Genomic DNA, 18,340 nt, shown 5'->3' with positions numbered 1-18,340 from the left:
TAAGGATAAATGACAAAATTAAAAGGGTTATTATTAACTGAGGGCATGCACGGCATGATCAGTCAAGTTGAAGGACTAGCTAAGGCTTTAGATTTAGATTTTATACACGAGAAGATTGAACTTAATAATTTTTGGAAATTATTTCCCCCAAAGCTAACACCAGTTTCAAGTAATGTTTATAAAAAAGTAGAATCATCTGATTTTGATGTAATCATTTCATGTGGAAGAAAAAGTGTAATTCCATCTATTCATTTAAAAAAGAATTCTAACAAAAGAGTTATTAATATTCATATTCAAAATCCAAAGATTAATTTTAAAAATTTTGATTTCATTGTAGCGCCTGAGCATGACGGAATTACTGGAGAAAATGTAATAAATACAAAAGGAGCAATTCATTATTTAAGTGAACAAGAGATTCAAGCAAACAAAGATTATCTCGACTCTTTTATCAAAAGAGATGAAAGAAAAATAATAACATTGATTATTGGAGGTCCAACTAAATATTATGACTATTCGACTGAAAATGTTAAAAAAATTTTTATTAATTTAAAAAGCTTAGTAGAAAATAATAATTTTCAGTTAGTAGTTATTCCATCGATGAGGACACCAAAAAATATTATTAATTATGCCAAAGAATTTTTTGGAGAAAATCATACTGTTATTGATGATGTGGATAAAAAAGCTTATTTATCAGCATTAGCAATTTCCGAATATATTGTTGTAACATGCGACTCTAGTTCAATGATTTCAGAAGCAGCACTAACAGGAAAGCCAATTTATATTGCAAATATTGAGCCTAAAAAAAATGACAAAAGGTTTCAAAAATTTAGAAACTTGTTTAAAGAATTAAATATAACAAGAAATTTAGGGGAAGAGTTAGAAATTTGGAACTATCAAAAATTAGATGAAACTAATAGAGTGGCAAATATAATAAAACAAAAAATTAAATCTTAATGTCATTTTTAAAATCTATTCAAAATCATTCTAAAAAACATGACACACCTTTTACGCATTGGGAATATACTAATGCATTAACAGATGGAGCAATTCAAGAAATTATAACTGCAGATATACCCGATGTTAGCAAGCATGATTTAAATTATGATGGCACACGAGCAATAGATGGAGGTGCTGCTGAATTTAGAGAAGGTAACGCATCTGGCGGCCAAGCTATAAAATTTAGATGTTTTGTTACAAAAGAAAATGAAAAACAATTTCCAAATTTAGTTAAATTTATCAATGAGCTTCAGTCAAAAGAAACCCATGAAGCTATTTCAAAAATGATTAATAAAGATTTATCTAGTTCATATGTTAGAGTTGAAGTTATTTGCGATAGGGAAGGGTTCTGGTTAAAACCTCATTGTGATATCAAAGAAAAACTATTGTCAGGCTTAATTTTTGTAAACAATGCCAACGAATCTGAGGAGCTTGGCACTGATTTTTATAATGAAAAATTAGAAAAAGTTAAAACAGTTCCTTACAAAAATAACTATGGGTATCTCTTTTCAAGTGGACCTAATACTTGGCATGGCATGGAGAAGAAAAAAATAGTTAAAGAAAGAAGATGTCTTCAGGTTAACTATGTAACTTTTTCAACAGATTGGAAAGTTGAATAATTAAATATCCTGAAGAGATGTAACTGTAATCTCTTTTGTTTTCAGAGATCTAATTCCCATTAAGCAAGCTTGAGCAGTAGACATGTTTGTACAATAAGGAACTTTATTACCTAGGGTTGCTCTTCTTAAAGCCATTGCATCATGAAGACGATGCTCACTATTTCCACCTCCCGTATTAATTACAAGTGCAATTTTTTTAGAATTTAGTACATCAACAATGTGAGGTGAGCCTCCACTTACCTTGTTTATTGTTTTACACTTTATTCCATGTTTACGAATGTAGTCGGCAGTTCCACCAGTAGCGCATAAAGTGAAATTTAATTTTATTAATTGTTTTGCTAGATCTACACCTTCATCTTTATGACCATCTTTTAGAGAGATAAATGCTAGACCTTTAGTGGGCAATGAATTTGATGCAGCAATTTGGCTTTTTGCGTAAGCCATACCAAAGTCTTTATCAAATCCCATAACTTCACCTGTTGATTTCATCTCAGGTCCTAACAATAAGTCGCTATTTGGGAATTTATTAAAAGGAAATACAGCCTCTTTAACTGCAAATAGGTTTTTGTTTTTATTTTTTAAATTGAACTTTGATAGTTTTTCACCAGCCATTACACGTGATGCAATTTTAGCAAGAGGAAGACCTTTTGCTTTAGACACAAAAGGAACCGTTCTACTTGCTCTTGGATTAACTTCAATTACATAAATTTCATCATTTTTAATGGCAAATTGAATATTCATAAAACCTTTAACATTTAATGCTAAGGCTAATTTTTTAGTTTGAATTTCTATTTCAGATATTAGTTTAGGTTTAATAGATACAGGAGGCAGACAACAAGCAGAATCCCCTGAGTGAATACCTGCTTCTTCAATATGCTGCATGATACCTGCAACAAACACTTGCTTACCATCAGATATTGCATCAACATCAACTTCCATCGCATGACTTATAAACTTATCTATTAATATCGGATTTTCTTCTGCAGCTTTAAATGCTTCTTCTACAAAGTTTTTTAATTGGCTTTTCTCATGAACAATTTCCATTGCTCTTCCGCCTAAGACATAAGAAGGTCTAACCATTAAAGGCAGTCCAATTTTTTCAGCAATTTGAATGGCTTGTTTGTAAGTTTTAGCAATACCACTTTCAGCTTGTTTTAATTTTAATCTATCAAGTAACTTTCTAAATCTATCTCTATCTTCAGCAAGATCTATTGAGGTGTACTGCGTACCTAAAATTGGAAGTTTGTTGTCATGTAAAAACTTTGCGAGTCTTATAGGAGTTTGCCCACCAAATTGAGCGATGATCCCCACAAGGTTTCCTTTTTGCTGTTCTTTTTTAATAATATTATAAACATACTCTTCTTTAAGAGGTTCAAAATAAAGTCGGTCACTTGTGTCGTAGTCTGTTGAAACCGTCTCTGGATTACAGTTAATCATTATAGTTTCAAAACCACTATCTTTAAGAGCATAACTCGCTTGGCAACAACAATAATCAAACTCAATACCTTGGCCTATACGGTTTGGTCCACCGCCTAAGATTATAATTTTTTTTCTTGTAGAAGGTTCTGCTTCACACTCTGAGTTTAAAGCATAATTTCTTTGGTACGTTGAATACATATAAGGTGTGAATGATTTAAATTCAGCAGCACAGGTATCTACTTTTTTGTAAACGGGTAATACTTTTAAAGCAGTTCTTTTTTTTCTAACAAGGTCTTCAGGAATTTTAGTGATTTCAGATAATTTTTTATCAGAAAAACCTATTGATTTAATTCTGTTAAACTCATTATAGTCTTTAGGAAGCCCTTTTTTTTGTATCTTATTTTCTTCATCAACAATTTCCTTTATTTGCTGTAAAAACCAAGGGTCTATTTTGCAAAGTTGGTGAATTCTTTTAAGATTTATTTTTTTTCTAAACGCTTCAGCAGCTAATAATATTCTGTTTGGAATATTTTTTTTTAATTCTTTTTCAATTTGTTTTTTGTTTAATGGAAAAATACGATCTAAACCTGAAAAGCCAATTTCAAGAGAAACCAATGCTTTTTGAAGAGATTCTTTAAAGTTTCTCCCAATTGCCATTGCTTCACCAACTGACTTCATTGATGTTCCAAGAACCGCCTCAGATGTTGAGAATTTTTCAAAGGTAAATCTTGGTATTTTAGTTACGACGTAATCAATACTAGGTTCAAAAGAAGCAGGCGTTGTTTTAGTAATTTCATTTTTTAATTCATCAAGGGTGTAACCAACTGCTAGTTTTGCTGCAACTTTTGCAATTGGAAATCCAGTTGCTTTAGATGCAAGGGCAGATGAACGTGACACTCTCGGGTTCATTTCAATGATAACCATTCTGCCATCTTTAGGATTGATTGCAAATTGAACATTTGATCCACCTGTTTCTACTCCAATTTTTCTAAGACAAGCAATTGAGGCATTTCTCATAACTTGATATTCTTTATCCGTAAGTGTTAGAGCGGGTGCAACTGTAATTGAATCTCCTGTGTGAATTCCCATTGGATCGATGTTTTCAATAGAACAAATAATAATACAGTTGTCTTTTTTATCTCTGACAACCTCCATTTCAAATTCTTTCCAACCCTCAAGGCATTCTTCAATTAAAATTTGGTTAACAGGGGATTCGTGTAAACCATCTTTAACTATTTTAAGATATTCTTTTTCAGTTTTAGCAATTCCTCCACCCAAACCACCCAAAGTAAAAGCAGGTCTAATGATTGCAGGCAACCCAATTTGTTTTAAAGCTTTTGCAGCATCTCTAATATGAGATACCACTTTAGATTTTGGTAAGTCCAAACCAATATCTAACATATTTTTTCTGAATTTTTTTCTGTCCTCTGCATTAGAGATCGCTTTAGAATTAGCTCCAATTAACTCAATTTTATATTTTTTAAGAATTCCCTTTTTTTCCGCCTCCATTGCTAAATTCAAAGCAGTTTGGCCACCCATTGTTGGTAAAATTGCATCTGGTTTTTCTTTTTTTAGAATTTTTTCTAATACCTCTAACGTTATTGGTTCAATATAAGTTTTATCTGCAACACCAGGATCTGTCATGATCGTTGCTGGGTTAGAGTTAATTAAAATAACTTTATAACCTTCATCTTTAAGGGCTTTACAGGCTTGTGTCCCTGAGTAGTCAAACTCACATGCTTGACCTATGATAATGGGTCCAGCACCAACGACTAATATAGTTTTAAGATCTTTTCTTTTTGGCATTTTTTTTTATGTTGTTAATAAATTCTTCAAATAAGTAAACACTATCTTGTGGTCCAGGATTTGATTCAGGGTGATATTGAACAGAAAAAACAGGTTTATTTTTTAATCTAATTCCTTCAATACAATTATCAAATAAAGATTTGTGAGTGACATCAATATTTTTTGGCAATGATGCTCTTACAATTTCAAAGCCATGGTTTTGACTGGTGATTTCAACATTGTCTTTAATTAAATTTTTAACTGGATGGTTAGCGCCTCTATGACCTAGTTTCATTTTTTTAGTTTTTGCACCTAGTGTTAGAGCTAGAATTTGATGACCAAGACAAATACCAAAAATAGGTAAATTATTTTTGATTAATTCTTTAATGATTCCAATTGCATATTTACCAGTTGCTGCAGGGTCACCAGGGCCATTAGATAAAAATATCCCATTTGGCTTTAATTTAAGTATGTCTTTTGCACTCGTTTTGCACGAAACTACTGTTACTTTACAATTAAGATCTGAGAAATATCTTAGAATATTTTTCTTTATCCCATAGTCAATAGCAACAACATGTAATGAATTTTTTTTATTTTTTAAATAACCAGTTTCTTTTTTCCAAGTTTTAAAACCTGACCAAATATAATTTTTTTTAGTAGTTACTTGTTCTGCTAAATCTAAATTATTTAATCCACTCCATTTTGTTGTGATATTTGCTAATTTACTAATATTGAAATTTCCTTTACTAGAAAAAGAAATAGTACCTTTAGGGGCTCCTTTATCTCTAATATAATTAGTCAAGCCTCTTGTATCTAAACCAGTGATCCCAACAATTTTATTTTTTTTTAACCACAGGTCTAAATTAGCTAAAGATCTATAGTTAGAAGGACTTGTTATTTCAGAGTTAAAAATTACACCTTTGGTCCAAACTTTATCAGACTCTAAATCTTCTTTATTAGTTCCAACGTTACCAACGTGAGGAAAGGTAAAATTGATAATTTGCCCAGCGTAAGAGGGATCTGAAATAATTTCTTGATAACCAGTTAGAGAAGTATTGAAACATACTTCACCTGTCGCTGTTCCTTGATAGCCAATACCAACTCCTTTAAAGATAGTTTTATTTTCAAGAACTAAAACGCCTGTGTGAATCTGTGAGATTTTGTTAGAGCTAATCTTTTTTGCTTTTTTGATCAATTACAACTCATGAGTTAAAGGTTAATACAATAAAACCCTAATTATCGCAACAGAGATGTATTATAAAATTATAAAAAAACAATTTTTCTTTTGAAGAATTTTCACTTTGCAGTAGATTAAAAAATATTATGACATTGAAAGAAAAAATAGAAACTAACTATAAAAATTCTCTAAAATCAAAAAATAAGGTTGAAATCTCAACCTACAGGTTAATTTTATCTGGAATAAAAGATCTTGATATTGTCAATCGATCTGGAGCCAACATAAAAGAAACAGACGATGATGATATAAAAAAACTTTTAAAGAAAATGATTAAGCAAAGAGCCGAATCAATAGAGATCTATAAAAAGAATGAAAGAATGGATTTGTTAGAAGTTGAGCAAAATGAATTTGATCTTTTATCTAGTTTTTTACCACAACAGTTAAGTGATGAAGAAACTAAAAAAATATGTGCAGATACAATAAGTAAATTGGGTGCCGCATCAATTAAAGACATGGGTAAAGTAATGGGTGAATTAAAAAAGTCATACCCTGACAATCTAGATTTTGCTAAAGCTGGACCTTTGCTAAAAGAACTATTAAATAAATAATGAAATACCCAAAAGAGTATTTGGATGAAATTAAAACTCGTTTAAAGGTTTCGACAGTTGTATCAAAGTCTGTCAGTCTAAAAAAAAGAGGCAAAGAATTTGTAGGTTTATCACCCTTTAAAACTGAAAAAACGCCTTCATTTACAGTTAATGATGAAAAAGAATTTTATCATTGTTTTGCAACATCGGAACATGGAAATATTTTTGATTTTGTAATGAAAACTCAAAATTTGAAATTTGGAGAAGCGGTAAAATCATTAGCAAATCTTGCAGGTATGAGACCTTACACATTTTCAAAGCAAGATGAAGAACGTGAAAAAAATTGGCAAGAATATTGCTCAATCTACAATCAATATGTTCAATTTTATCATGATGAAATTTTAAAAAATGAAAGTTTAACTATTGCAAGAGATTATTTAAAAAAAAGAAACCTTAGTAAAGAAGAGGTTAAAAATTTTAAAATAGGTTTTATTGAAAGAAACTCAAATTTTTATGAAAAATTAAAAGATGAATTTAGTGAAAAAGTTTTGGTTGAAAGTGGTCTTTTTTATTTAGATGAAAAAAAGAATACATACGTTGAAAGATTTCGAGATAGAATAATATTTCCAATTAATAATATTTCAGGCCAACCTATTGGATTAGGAGGAAGAACCATCCAGGAAAATAGTTATTCAGCAAAATATATTAATTCTCCCGAAACACCTTTTTTTAAAAAGGGTTCTAATTTATATAATTTAGACTTAGCTAGAAGATTATCTAATAAAATAGATCATGTATATTTAGTTGAGGGATATATGGATGTAGTTGGTTTAAGTAAAAATGGAATTGAAAATGTTGTGGCAAATCTTGGAACTTCTTTAACGGATCGTCAAATTTTAATGCTTAACCAATTCTTTGAAGATATTATTATTTGTTTTGATGGTGATGAAAGTGGATACAAAGCAGCTCTTAGAGCAGCAGAAAATTCAATTAAAGAGTTACAACCAGAAAAACAAATCTCGTTTCTTTTTTTACCAGATGGAGAAGACCCTGATAGTTATGCAAATAAAAATGGTAAAGCAAATTTTATTGATTTTACAAAACAGGCAAAAATTTCAATTCATCAGTTTATATTTAACCATTATAAACAACAAACTGATAACAATCCTTCATCAATGGCTATTTTTGAAAAAAAATTAAGAACTATTGCTGCAACTATTAAAGATGATTTCATAAAAAAATACGTACTAGAGTTTTTCTTGGAGAAAATTTCATCTTTAACCCCACATAGTAATATTGGAAAAAAACAATTTTATACAAAAAAAGTTAAATCATTACAGTCTACTCAAAAACACTTTAACGAAAGTAAATTATTGAGTGGCGTTGAGCTTAAAGAATTTTCATTGCTTTATTTAATAATGAATAACTTGGATTTATTTCAAGAAAATATTCACATGATTGAAAATATAAATCTATTTAGCGAAGAAAATAAATTAATCCTTGAAACTTTGATAAACAAACTAAAGAGTGGAGAAAAACTTACCTTAGATCAAATTCCAATTGACCCTCAATTAACGGAAAAAATCTTTAAATTTGCCTCAATAAAACATATTCTAAATAATCACCAAAATGATCAGAATAAAATGTTTGAATTATTAGACGAAGTATCTAGAGACCTCAAAAACTACGATTTAGAGTTTAGGATTGAAGAGCTCGAGTCGAAGTTCTCTAAAGATTTAAGTGAAAGCACTTTCAACGAAATAAGAGAGCTAAAAAAACAAAAAAACATCAATTAAATCCTTCAAAAAATACGTGGATTTTTCTCAAATTGGGCTTATATAAGTCTTCTCAAATATACTATTGTGGAAAGAATAATTACAAAATCATTTGCTAGACTTATGGGTCGTGGAACCCATAGAGGATTTATAACTTTTGATGAGCTAAATAAATCATTAGGTAAAAGAAATCTTTCAGACGAAAATTTAGAACAAGCCTTCATGCACATTCTTGATGAGAGTGTAGCATTGGTTGAAAAAAAATCTGACTTTAAAGTTTTAAGAAAAAAAGAAAATTCATCTAAAGAAGAAGGTAAGACAATTGAGAAAAGTGATGACCCTATAAGAATGTATTTAAGAGAGATGGGTGGAGTAGAACTCTTGTCTCGTGAAGGTGAAATTGCAATTGCAAAAAGAATAGAAGCTGGAAAAGATGTAATGCTTATCGCATTAGCACAAAGTCCAATTACTGCACAACAATTTGTAGAGTGGGATGAAAAACTTCAAAGTGATGAAATATTAGTTAGAGAAATTATTGATATTGATACTAACTACATGGAAGATGAAAATACAGGGCCAAGTGCTAAACAAAGAAATTCTGGGGAAACTGATAAAAATGAAGAGAATAATGGAGACGATGATGAGTTTAATCCAACGCTTGCAGCAATGGAAACTGAAATCAAACCAAAAGTTTTAAAAACTGTTAATACTTTAACAAAAGAATATGCAAAATTAATCAAGTATCAAAAAGAAAAACTTGATTGTATTTTAAACGCAGTAAGTTTCTCAGCTGCTAAAGAAAAAGGACATGATAAAATTGTAAGTGATATTTTAGAAAATATTAAATCATTACAATTGTCACCCTCTGTATTAGAGGAATTGGTTCAAAAACACTATGTGGAAAATAAAAAAATTGTTTCACTAGAAGGAAATCTTCTAAGGTTGGCAATGGATCAAAAAATTCCAAGAAATGAATTTATTAAGTTTTATATTGGCAATGAAATTAACCCAAATCTTAAAAAGTTCTTGGATACTAACCCCATGTGGAAACAGTTTTTTTCAAAAAATAAAGATGAATTTAAAAACATAAGAGAGAGATTAATTGAGATTAGTCATAAACTTGGAATTTCAGTAACTGATTATAAAAAAATAGTTAGCAGAGTTCAAAAAGGTGAAAAAGAATCTAGAATTGCAAAAAAAGAAATGGTTGAAGCAAACTTAAGATTGGTAATTTCAATTGCAAAAAAATATACAAATAGAGGACTTCAGTTTCTAGATCTTATTCAAGAAGGAAATATCGGTCTTATGAAAGCTGTAGATAAATTTGAATACAGAAGGGGCTATAAATTTTCAACATATGCCACTTGGTGGATTAGACAAGCAATCACTAGATCTATTGCTGACCAAGCTCGAACGATTAGAATTCCAGTTCATATGATTGAAACTATAAATAAAATTGTAAGAACCCAAAGATTAATTTTAAGTGAGTTTGGTAGAGAGGCTACGCCTGAAGAACTAGCACAAAAATTAAGAATGCCTTTAGATAAAGTTAGAAAAGTTTTAAAAATATCAAAAGAACCAGTATCTCTTGAAAAACCAGTTGGAGATGAAGAGGATAGTAGTTTAGGTGATTTTATTGAAGATACAAAAGCATTAGCACCTTTAGAACAAGCTATTAAATCTAATCTAAGTGAAGCTACGACTAAAATTTTATCAACTTTAACACCAAGAGAAGAAAGAGTTCTTAGAATGAGATTTGGTGTTGGAATGAATACAGACCATACTCTTGAAGAAGTGGGTCTTCAGTTTTCTGTAACAAGAGAGCGTATTAGACAGATAGAAGCTAAAGCTTTAAGAAAATTAAAACACCCAAGCAGATCCAAACAGTTAAAAAGCTTTTTAGAAAGTTAAAATTCAAAGGGACTGTAGCTCAATAGTAGAGTACTGCATTGACATTGCAGGGGTAGTTGGAGCGTAACCAACCAGTCCCACCATTTTCATTATCTTTTACCTATGCTAGACATCGGTTACATTATAATATAATTAAAGCTTAATTTTTAGGGCCTGTAGCTCAGTTGGTTAGAGCAGTACACTCATAATGTATTGGTCCCAGGTTCGAGTCCTGGCGGGCCCACCAAAAATTATTTTTATAGATGATTATTTAATAAACTCTTTTAAAATAGAAAAAAGAGCGTTGATATCCCCATCATTACTTTGAATGATAGAAGAAAATTCTTCCTTTTGAGTTCTTGCTAGACTTAAGCCCTCAATAATTAAATCTCTGATTAAAGGATTTTCTGGATTTTTTGTATAAATTCTCCAATCAATTTTAACCTCAGGCCTTTGTTCTGTTCCAACTAAAATACTAGATACCATTGTATAATTTTCATTTAATTTCTCTTTAGACACGACCTCAATCTCTGGATTTGAGTATTCAGCCAGTCGACTAGAAAAACTTTTTAGAAAATATTGTTCAAAAAGCATTTCATATTGATTTATTTCATTGTCACTTATATTTTTTCTATAAGCTCCTAAAGTGTAATAACCAATACCATTGATATCAACTGTTTCACCTGCAATTTGTTTTAGCTTTTCTATTTTTTCTTCTTTTGAATATTTGTTATTTAAGGCCTCAGAGGCTCTATTCACAGTTGATTGAACAAATACATCTGGTTCAATTGAATATGATTGATTAATACCAACAAAGTTAATTATGATGAAGGTAAATATTAAAAACTTTTTTAATCTCATTAAGTTTTATAATTTATTGAGCTTCTATTTCTTCCCAATCACTATCGTTTTGGGTTTCAGTTATTGCATTAGAGTTAGCTATTTTTTGTTGTCTATCTTGCAAATATAAACTTCTAACTGAAGCATAAAAGTCTATTGAATTTTTTTCTAAGTTTTCAAACGAGTCTATATTTTTTGCTCTAAAATCTATCCCAGAACTTGCTCTTGATGCGTAATAATCAAAGTCAGAAAAATGCTGTGTATCATTAGCTACAGTAACGTTATACCAAGCATCTCCACCTAATATACTTGCAAATGATCCAGCTGTGTCTCTAACAGTGGATGGTCCTAAAACAGGTAGAACAAGATAACATCCTGGACCAACACCCATTACACCAAGTGTTTGGCCATAATCTTCTTTTTCATACTCTGGAAAACCAATTTTTTCAGCCACATCAAATATTCCAACAACTCCAACTGTTGTATTAACAATAAATCTACCCGTGTTAACACCAGCCTTTTTAAATTCTCCTTGGAGAATATTATTAGGTATTGTTACAAGTGTAGAGAGATTGTCTAGAGCATTACCTGTCCCAGCCCTAACTGGAGAGGGTAAAATTCTATAAGCTTTTGCAACAGGTTCAAAAATAACACCATCTAACACTTGGTTAAATTTAAATGTTGCTCTATTTACACTTTCAAAACAGTCTTTAACTTCACCAGAATTTTTTTTAGATAAGTTGTTTTCACCGTCTGTATCAGCACTCACATTTGTTGCTAACATTAAACTTATTAGTGAAGTTATTAAAATTTTTTTCATTATCCTATGATTATATAATGTATATAATATCAATGTAAATCTAGATTTAGCTCTAAATATGACGCAAAAATGGCTTTAAAAACAATATTAAACTATTCCCCAAATTTTAATCCTAAAAAAAGAACTTCTAAGCAAATCAAATTTATTATCTTTCATTATACGGGTATGAAAAGCGAGTCTGATGCTTTGAAAAGATTAACAGAAATACAATCTGAGGTTAGCTGTCATTATTTAATCAAAAATAATGGAGAAATTGTAAAAATAGTACCTGATTTATATATTGCATGGCATGCAGGAAAATCTTCTTGGAAAAATTATAAGTCTTTAAATCAAAATTCTATTGGTATTGAAATTACAAACCCAGGACATGAGTACGGTTATAAAAATTTTACACAAAAACAAATTACTACTCTTGTAAAGTTAAGTAAGTTTTTAATAAAAAAATATAAAATTAATCCTAAGAATATTTTGGGACACTCAGACATAGCAGTACTTAGAAAAAAAGATCCAGGTGAAAAGTTCCCATGGGAATATTTGGCTAAAAATAAAATAGGGATATGGCACACATTAAATAAGCAAGATTTACTAAAGAATAGAAAGCTAAAAATAAGCAAGGTAGAAGAGAATATTTTTTTTAGAAACCTGTTTAAGATTGGATATTCAAAAACATTTGCAAAAAATATTGGTAGGAATAAATATTTAAGAGAATTAATAAAATCTTTTCAAAGAAGATTTAGACAAGAGTTGGTTGATGGAAAAATTGATCAAGAATCCTTATTAATCAATAAAAGCCTCATCAAAGCATACAATTAAATTTTTCTTGAAGTTCTATAATTAAGTAATAAATTACATTTGCTAGATGAACGACTTATCGCTTTAATTTATTAAAGAGGAAAGTCCGGGCTCCGCAAAGACACAGTGCCAGATAATACCTGGCGGGGGAAACCCTAGGGATAGTGCCACAGAAAATATACCGCCATAACATGGCAAGGGTGAAAAGGTGTGGTAAGAGCGCACCGGTTCTATTGGTAACAATGAACGCTGGAAAACCCCACTGGGAGCAAGACTAAGTAGAGATGACATTGTTGCAAAACTAAAAGCCGTCTTTGGCTAGTCATCAGGGTTAGTTGCATGAGCTTAAGAGTGATCTTAAGCCTAGAGAAATGATAGGTTTAAATGACAGAACCCGGCTTATAGTTTGTCTAGCAAACTTATCCACAGTTCAATTTTAATTAACTTTAGATGTTCACCTTTTGATTCATAATTGAATCATTTCTGTTCTTATTTTTAGTCTTAGAATTGTATTGAGTTAAAACTAAAAATTGATTTTTGACTTTATGTAGATACATAAAAGTTATCTACAATCATTGCCAAATAAGCCTAAAATGAACATATTGACTCTATCTTTAAAAACCCATATTGTCCCATATATTCCCAAATATGGAATTTATGAAATATAAAAAATATGTTTTTATCTACTTACGAGAACAAAATAGACAAAAAGGGAAGGGTATCTGTGCCTGCTAGTTTTAGATCTCACCTTTCTAACTTAGGATACAATGGTGTTATCTGTTATCCCTCATTTAATAATCAGTCTATAGAAGCTTGCTCACAAGATAGAATTGAAAAACTTTCTGCAAGTATAGATTCATTAAGTCCATTTGAAGAAAAAAGAGATTATTTTGCAACATCAATTTTATCTGAGAGTATGAATTTACAATTTGATAGTGAAGGTAGAATTTCATTATCAACAAAATTATTAAAACATGCAAAAATAAAAAATAGCATGTTGTTTGTTGGTCAAGGTCAAACATTCCAAATATGGGAACCAGCAGCATTTGAAAAATTTAAGATCAACGCAAGAAAAAAAGCAAATCTAAATCGTGCAAGTCTTAAATGGGAAAAACATTTTAATAACAATGAGGGGAAATAAAAATGACAATTAACTTTAAATCACCAGAAATAAAAGAATTACAACCAAGATTATTAGTAGTGGGAGTTGGCGGAGCAGGTGGAAATGCACTTAATGAAATGATTGATAATGGACTTCAAGGAGTAGAGTTCATAGCAGTAAATACTGATGCTCAAGATTTAAAGTTAAGTAAAGCTAAAGCAAGAATTCAAATTGGCCTAAGTTTAACAAAAGGTTTAGGTGCTGGAGCAAAACATGACATTGGTCAAGCAGCTGCAGATGAATCTTTAAATGAAATTGTAAATACTCTTCAGGGTGCAAACATGGTTTTTATAACTGCTGGTATGGGTGGTGGAACTGGCACAGGTGCTGCACACGTTATTGCAAGAGCTGCTAAAGAATTAAATATTTTAACAGTAGGTGTTGTAACACTTCCTTTTTTATATGAAGGGCCATCAAGAATGAGAAGAGCTCAGGTAGGCCTAGAAGAATTAAGAAAACATGTGGATACAATTATTGTAATTCCAAATCAAAACCTATTTAAGGTTGCAAATGAACAAACTACATTTGAAGAATCTTTTAATCTTTCAAATAATGTTTTAATGCAAGGTGTACAGAGTGTGACCGATCTTATGGTTAGACCAGGTATAGTTAATCTAGATTTTGCTGATGTTGAAACTGTAATGGCTTCAATGGGTAAAGCAATGATGGGAACTGGTGAAGCTGAAGGAGAAGGTAGAGCAGCTAAAGCAGCAGACATGGCAATTAGCAACCCATTGATTGATGATTATACGTTAAAAGGTGCGAAAGGATTACTAGTAAATATTACCGGTGGTAAGGATCTTAAACTTTTTGAGGTTGATGAAGTGGTTAATAAAATAAGAGCTGAAGTAGATCCTGAAGCAGAGGTGATTATTGGTGCTATTACATCTGGCGACCTTGATGGAAAAATTAGAGTATCAATAGTTGCAACGGCACTAGATGGACAACAACCAGAAAGTAAATCTGTAATCAATATGGTTCACAGAATACAAAATAGAAATCCTGGTTATTCAGATTTTAACAGTGCTAGTTCTGCTCAATCGTTTAATTTTTCACCTACAATGACTAGCCCTATTTCTCATGGAGCAAATGCATTAAAGTTAGAAAATGAAATAATTGCAGAACCAGTTACAAATACTACATCATCAGAAATGATGAATGAGCAAACTGTTAGCAATCAAGAAGTTGAAAGTATTGTTGAAAACAATCAATCAAATGATTATGAGCAATCTTTTTCAGAGGAGGCACTTACAACTGCAAAGCCTGAAGAAAATAGCCCAATGGAGGAGGAGCATGTTTCTAATGGACTTGAAAACTTTGGTGTAGAAGGTGAAGACGCGCCAGATCTATTTAGTTCGGATAGTGCAACTTCAGAGACAGAAGGATTTTTATCAACTGAAACTTCGGAAAACACCTCAGAAGATGATGATCTAGAAATTCCAGCATTTTTAAGAAGACAAAAGAATTAATGGTCTTCAAAAAAATAAATGATAGCCACCATAATACCAGATGTGAGAAATCATTATCCGGTATTGCTAAGTGAAATAATTAGCATTATTACCCCTCAATATGGTGGCACATTTATTGACTGTACGTTTGGTCAAGGCGGATACACAAAAAGAATATTAAACTTTCCTGAAACAAAAGTAATTGCATTAGATAGAGATTCTGAGAGCTCTATAAAAGCTCAAGAACTTCAAAATAGTTTTGAGGATAGGCTATTATTTAAAAATATAAAATTCAGTCAATTAAACAATCTAAAGTTAAAACATGAAAATATAAAAGCTGTAATTTTTGATTTAGGGTATTCCTTGAACCAGATTAAAGACCCAAAAAAAGGTCTTTCATTCGATAGCATTGGTGAACTTAATATGAAAATGGGTATAAATGAATTTTCAGCAAAAGAAGCAATTAATCAATTAGATGAAAAAGAACTTACCAAAATATTTAAATATTTTGGGGATGAAGCAGACAGTAAAAGAATAGCACACAATATTGTTGAAGACAGATCTAAAAGAGAGATCACAACAGAAGAGCTAGTTAGGATTATAGAATCTTCGAAAAGAAAAAGAAATTATAAGACACATAGTGCAACTAAAATTTTCCAAGCATTAAGAATATTTGTAAATAAAGAAATTAGTGAACTAATTTATGGATTAATTAATGCTGCTAAAGTTGTTAAAAAGGATGGAGTTATTGCAGTTGTAACATTTCATTCTTTAGAAGATAAAATTGTTAAATACTTTTTTAAAAGTTTATCTGAAAATAAAAGCATCTCAAGACATATGCCAAAAACAGAAGAAAAATTAAATTTATTTAAATCTGTTATAAAAAAACCAATAGTACCAAGTGATAAAGAAATTAGAGAAAATCCACCTTCTAGATCAGCCAAGTTACGTTATGTAATTAAAAAAGAAGATTTTTTCGATTTTGAAACAGATATCTTGGATAAATTTAAACATTTAATTGACATTGAAAATTTGTCAAAAAAACTATGAAACAATTAGTGGTAGCTGTTATTTTAGTATTAATATTAATTACATCACTTATTAAAAATTCTACAAAAGAAATAGAAGATCAAATTTTTATAGTTAAAGAAAATATAAGACCTTTAAAATCGGAACTTGAAGATGTATTGCTTGAGTTTAACTATTTGAGCTCTCCTGAAAAACTAGTTCAGTATCAAACGCAATATTTTGAAAAAGATTTAATCAAAATTGAAATTATGAATATTAAGGAAATCTTTAAAAATAATGAAACTTTAGAAATAAAAGACTTAATCAGCAAAAATGGAAATGAATAATAAAAAGAATATTATTCTAGAAGAATATGAAAATGAATTTTCATATAAAAAAAGTAAAACTAATTTAGACATACAATTTAATAGAATAGCGTTTATTTTTTTTGTTTTTTTGGTGATTTCAGTAATTTATTCAATACAATTGCTTCATTTAGGCTCGTTAAAAGAAGAAAATAGCAAGGAATTCTCAACTATAAATAAAAACTATAGAGCAGACATACTTGATAGAAATGGAAATTATTTAGTTAAAACAGTTAAGTCGATAGATATTGGTATTAACCCTATTGAAGTAATTGATAAAAAAAAACTATTAATTAATTTACAGTTAATATTCCCAGATAAAAACTATGAAGAGATTACTAAGAAGCTTGAAAAAAATAAATTCTTTTATTTGGAAAAAAAAATATCTTCTGACAATTATGAAAAAATTATGTTACTTGGAGATAAATCAATTAAGTCAGAAGAAAAATTAACTAGAATTTATCCTCAAAAAAATCTCTTTAGTCACATCATTGGTCAAATAGATGATGACAATAAAGGTATATCAGGACTTGAAAAATCCTTTAATGAAAAATTAAAACAAACAAATAAACCACTTAAATTAACAGTAGATACTGACATACAATTTTTAATTAGAGAAGAGTTAGTAAAGTTTCAATCTATATTTAGAAGTAAAGGTAGTACAGCAATTTTGATGAATGTTAATAATGGAGAAATTATATCTATGGTTTCATATCCAGATTTTGATCTAAATAAAAGAGAGAAGATAGTTGATCTCAACTTTATTAATAGAGCAACAAAAGGAGTGTATGAGCTGGGCTCGGTATTTAAAACTTTTACAGTAGCAGCTGGATTAGAGGAAGGCTTAATTGATACTGACACAGAATTTTTAAATTTAGAAAAAAAACTACAATGTGGAAAAAGTAGTATTTCTGAATATGACAATAAAATACCATCAGATCTTACTGTAGAACAAATTTTAATTAGGTCTGGAAATATAGGATCTGTAAGAATTGGACAAAAATTAGAAATTATTAAATTAAAAGCTTTTTTAGAAAAAATTGGAATCTTAAGTAAAATAAATTTTGACATAGAGGAGGTTGGAGAGCCTATTCCATTTAAGTGGGGAAAATGTAAACTTGCGACAGTGTCTTTTGGACATGGAATAACTACCACTCCATTACAATTAGCAAAAGCTTATGCAATAATTTCAAATGGTGGTTTTGCTATTGAGCCCAGCTTAATAAAAAAAGAATTAAAAGATCCTGAAAAAGAAAGAAGAATAATCAAAGCTGGTATTTCAGAGAAGATAAATCCAATACTTAGAAAAATTGTAAATACTAAAGAAGGTACAGCAGGACTTGTAAACATTGAAGGTTATGAAGTTGGTGGAAAAACAGGAACTGCTCAAAAAACAATAGTAGGAGGTTATTCTAAAGCAAAAGTAAATACATTTGCAGGTATTTTCCCCACTTCTAAACCTAAATATGTGCTGATAGTTCTACTTGATGAGCCAAAAACTTCATCAGACTACGTATATGAATATAAAAATAAAAAAGGTTCATATAAAGGAACCCCATTTAATACAGCAGGGTGGACATCTGTTGAAGTAGCTGGAAAAATCATAGAAAAAATTGGGCCTATTTTGGCCACAAAACATATAGAAAATTAATACTT

Annotated in this window: 15 protein-coding genes, 2 tRNA genes and 1 other RNA gene; 14 read left to right on the top strand and 4 right to left on the bottom strand. The window is 30.1% G+C overall.

Translation table 11 applies throughout. The annotated features are described in order from the left end of the window. The first annotated feature begins 9 nt into the window (after positions 1–9). Positions 10–954, top strand: coding sequence for a mitochondrial fission ELM1 family protein (locus AC5SL3_RS05240; RefSeq protein WP_494577776.1), 945 nt, complete (start codon positions 10–12; stop codon positions 952–954). Next, positions 954–1,616, top strand: coding sequence for a hypothetical protein (locus AC5SL3_RS05235; protein ID WP_494577775.1), 663 nt, complete (start codon positions 954–956; stop codon positions 1,614–1,616). The genes AC5SL3_RS05240 and AC5SL3_RS05235 overlap by 1 nt, the downstream gene beginning before the upstream one ends. On the opposite strand, the gene carB is transcribed toward AC5SL3_RS05235, so the two are convergent. Both carB and carA read right to left on the bottom strand, forming a co-directional pair. Then, positions 1,617–4,841: a carbamoyl-phosphate synthase large subunit gene (gene carB / locus AC5SL3_RS05230; protein ID WP_494577773.1), complete on the bottom strand. Its 3,225-nt coding sequence runs from the start codon at positions 4,839–4,841 to the stop codon at positions 1,617–1,619. It abuts the gene before it with no gap. Further along, positions 4,819–6,015 (bottom strand): glutamine-hydrolyzing carbamoyl-phosphate synthase small subunit, encoded by a 1,197-nt coding sequence (gene carA / locus AC5SL3_RS05225; RefSeq protein WP_494577771.1) that lies wholly within the window; start codon positions 6,013–6,015, stop codon positions 4,819–4,821. The genes carB and carA overlap by 23 nt, the downstream gene beginning before the upstream one ends. 128 nt (positions 6,016–6,143) lie before the next feature. Between carA and AC5SL3_RS05220 the strand changes: the two genes are divergently transcribed. The 5 genes from AC5SL3_RS05220 (at position 6,144) to AC5SL3_RS05200 (ending at position 10,496) form a co-directional block, all read left to right on the top strand. After that, on the top strand, positions 6,144–6,605 hold the full coding sequence (locus AC5SL3_RS05220; RefSeq protein WP_271479995.1) for a GatB/YqeY domain-containing protein: 462 nt from the start codon (positions 6,144–6,146) through the stop codon (positions 6,603–6,605). After that, on the top strand, positions 6,605–8,380 hold the full coding sequence (gene dnaG, locus AC5SL3_RS05215) for a DNA primase (protein ID WP_494577769.1): 1,776 nt from the start codon (positions 6,605–6,607) through the stop codon (positions 8,378–8,380). Before AC5SL3_RS05220 ends, dnaG begins: the two co-directional genes overlap by 1 nt. 66 nt (positions 8,381–8,446) lie before the next feature. Then, the gene (rpoD, locus tag AC5SL3_RS05210; protein WP_006997871.1) at positions 8,447–10,270 is read left to right on the top strand and encodes an RNA polymerase sigma factor RpoD; all 1,824 of its coding nucleotides are present in this window, start codon (positions 8,447–8,449) and stop codon (positions 10,268–10,270) included. 8 nt (positions 10,271–10,278) lie between these two features. Beyond that, positions 10,279–10,353: transfer RNA gene (locus AC5SL3_RS05205), tRNA-Val, on the top strand. A gap of 66 nt (positions 10,354–10,419) precedes the next feature. Next, a tRNA-Ile gene (locus AC5SL3_RS05200) sits at positions 10,420–10,496 on the top strand. Positions 10,497–10,516: 20 nt separating this feature from the next. Here AC5SL3_RS05200 and AC5SL3_RS05195 read toward each other — a convergent pair. Both AC5SL3_RS05195 and AC5SL3_RS05190 read right to left on the bottom strand, forming a co-directional pair. After that, on the bottom strand, positions 10,517–11,110 hold the full coding sequence (locus AC5SL3_RS05195) for a Tgt2/MlaC family protein (RefSeq protein WP_494577768.1): 594 nt from the start codon (positions 11,108–11,110) through the stop codon (positions 10,517–10,519). Between the two features lie 13 nt (positions 11,111–11,123). Then, entirely contained in the window at positions 11,124–11,909 is a 786-nt protein-coding gene (locus AC5SL3_RS05190) for an MlaA family lipoprotein (RefSeq protein ID WP_494577766.1), read from the bottom strand. Positions 11,910–11,978: 69 nt separating this feature from the next. On the opposite strand from AC5SL3_RS05190, the gene AC5SL3_RS05185 reads away from it, so the two are divergent. The 7 genes from AC5SL3_RS05185 (at position 11,979) to AC5SL3_RS05155 (ending at position 18,335) form a co-directional block, all read left to right on the top strand. Further along, a complete protein-coding gene (locus tag AC5SL3_RS05185) occupies positions 11,979–12,722 on the top strand; it encodes an N-acetylmuramoyl-L-alanine amidase (protein WP_020169680.1) in 744 nt (247 codons plus the stop codon). Between the two features lie 42 nt (positions 12,723–12,764). Continuing rightward, an RNA gene (gene rnpB, locus AC5SL3_RS05180) (RNase P RNA component class A) lies at positions 12,765–13,119 on the top strand. A 255-nt stretch (positions 13,120–13,374) separates the two neighbouring features. Next, positions 13,375–13,842: a division/cell wall cluster transcriptional repressor MraZ gene (gene mraZ, locus AC5SL3_RS05175; RefSeq protein ID WP_006997875.1), complete on the top strand. Its 468-nt coding sequence runs from the start codon at positions 13,375–13,377 to the stop codon at positions 13,840–13,842. Positions 13,843–13,844: 2 nt separating this feature from the next. Beyond that, complete coding sequence (gene ftsZ, locus AC5SL3_RS05170; RefSeq protein ID WP_011281425.1) at positions 13,845–15,332, top strand: cell division protein FtsZ; 1,488 nt, start codon at positions 13,845–13,847, stop codon at positions 15,330–15,332. An 18-nt stretch (positions 15,333–15,350) separates the two neighbouring features. Beyond that, positions 15,351–16,361, top strand: a complete 1,011-nt coding sequence (gene rsmH / locus AC5SL3_RS05165) for a 16S rRNA (cytosine(1402)-N(4))-methyltransferase RsmH (RefSeq protein ID WP_006997877.1) — start codon at positions 15,351–15,353, stop codon at positions 16,359–16,361. Further along, a complete protein-coding gene (locus AC5SL3_RS05160; RefSeq protein ID WP_011281424.1) occupies positions 16,358–16,666 on the top strand; it encodes a hypothetical protein in 309 nt (102 codons plus the stop codon). The genes rsmH and AC5SL3_RS05160 overlap by 4 nt, the downstream gene beginning before the upstream one ends. After that, a complete protein-coding gene (locus AC5SL3_RS05155) occupies positions 16,653–18,335 on the top strand; it encodes a peptidoglycan D,D-transpeptidase FtsI family protein (RefSeq protein WP_020169676.1) in 1,683 nt (560 codons plus the stop codon). The genes AC5SL3_RS05160 and AC5SL3_RS05155 overlap by 14 nt, the downstream gene beginning before the upstream one ends. Positions 18,336–18,340: the final 5 nt, after the last annotated feature.

This window comes from Candidatus Pelagibacter sp. PS_34, assembly GCF_059417845.1.
Note: the sequence above shows the minus strand (reverse complement) of the source record. Positions and strands in the feature narration are given on the sequence as shown.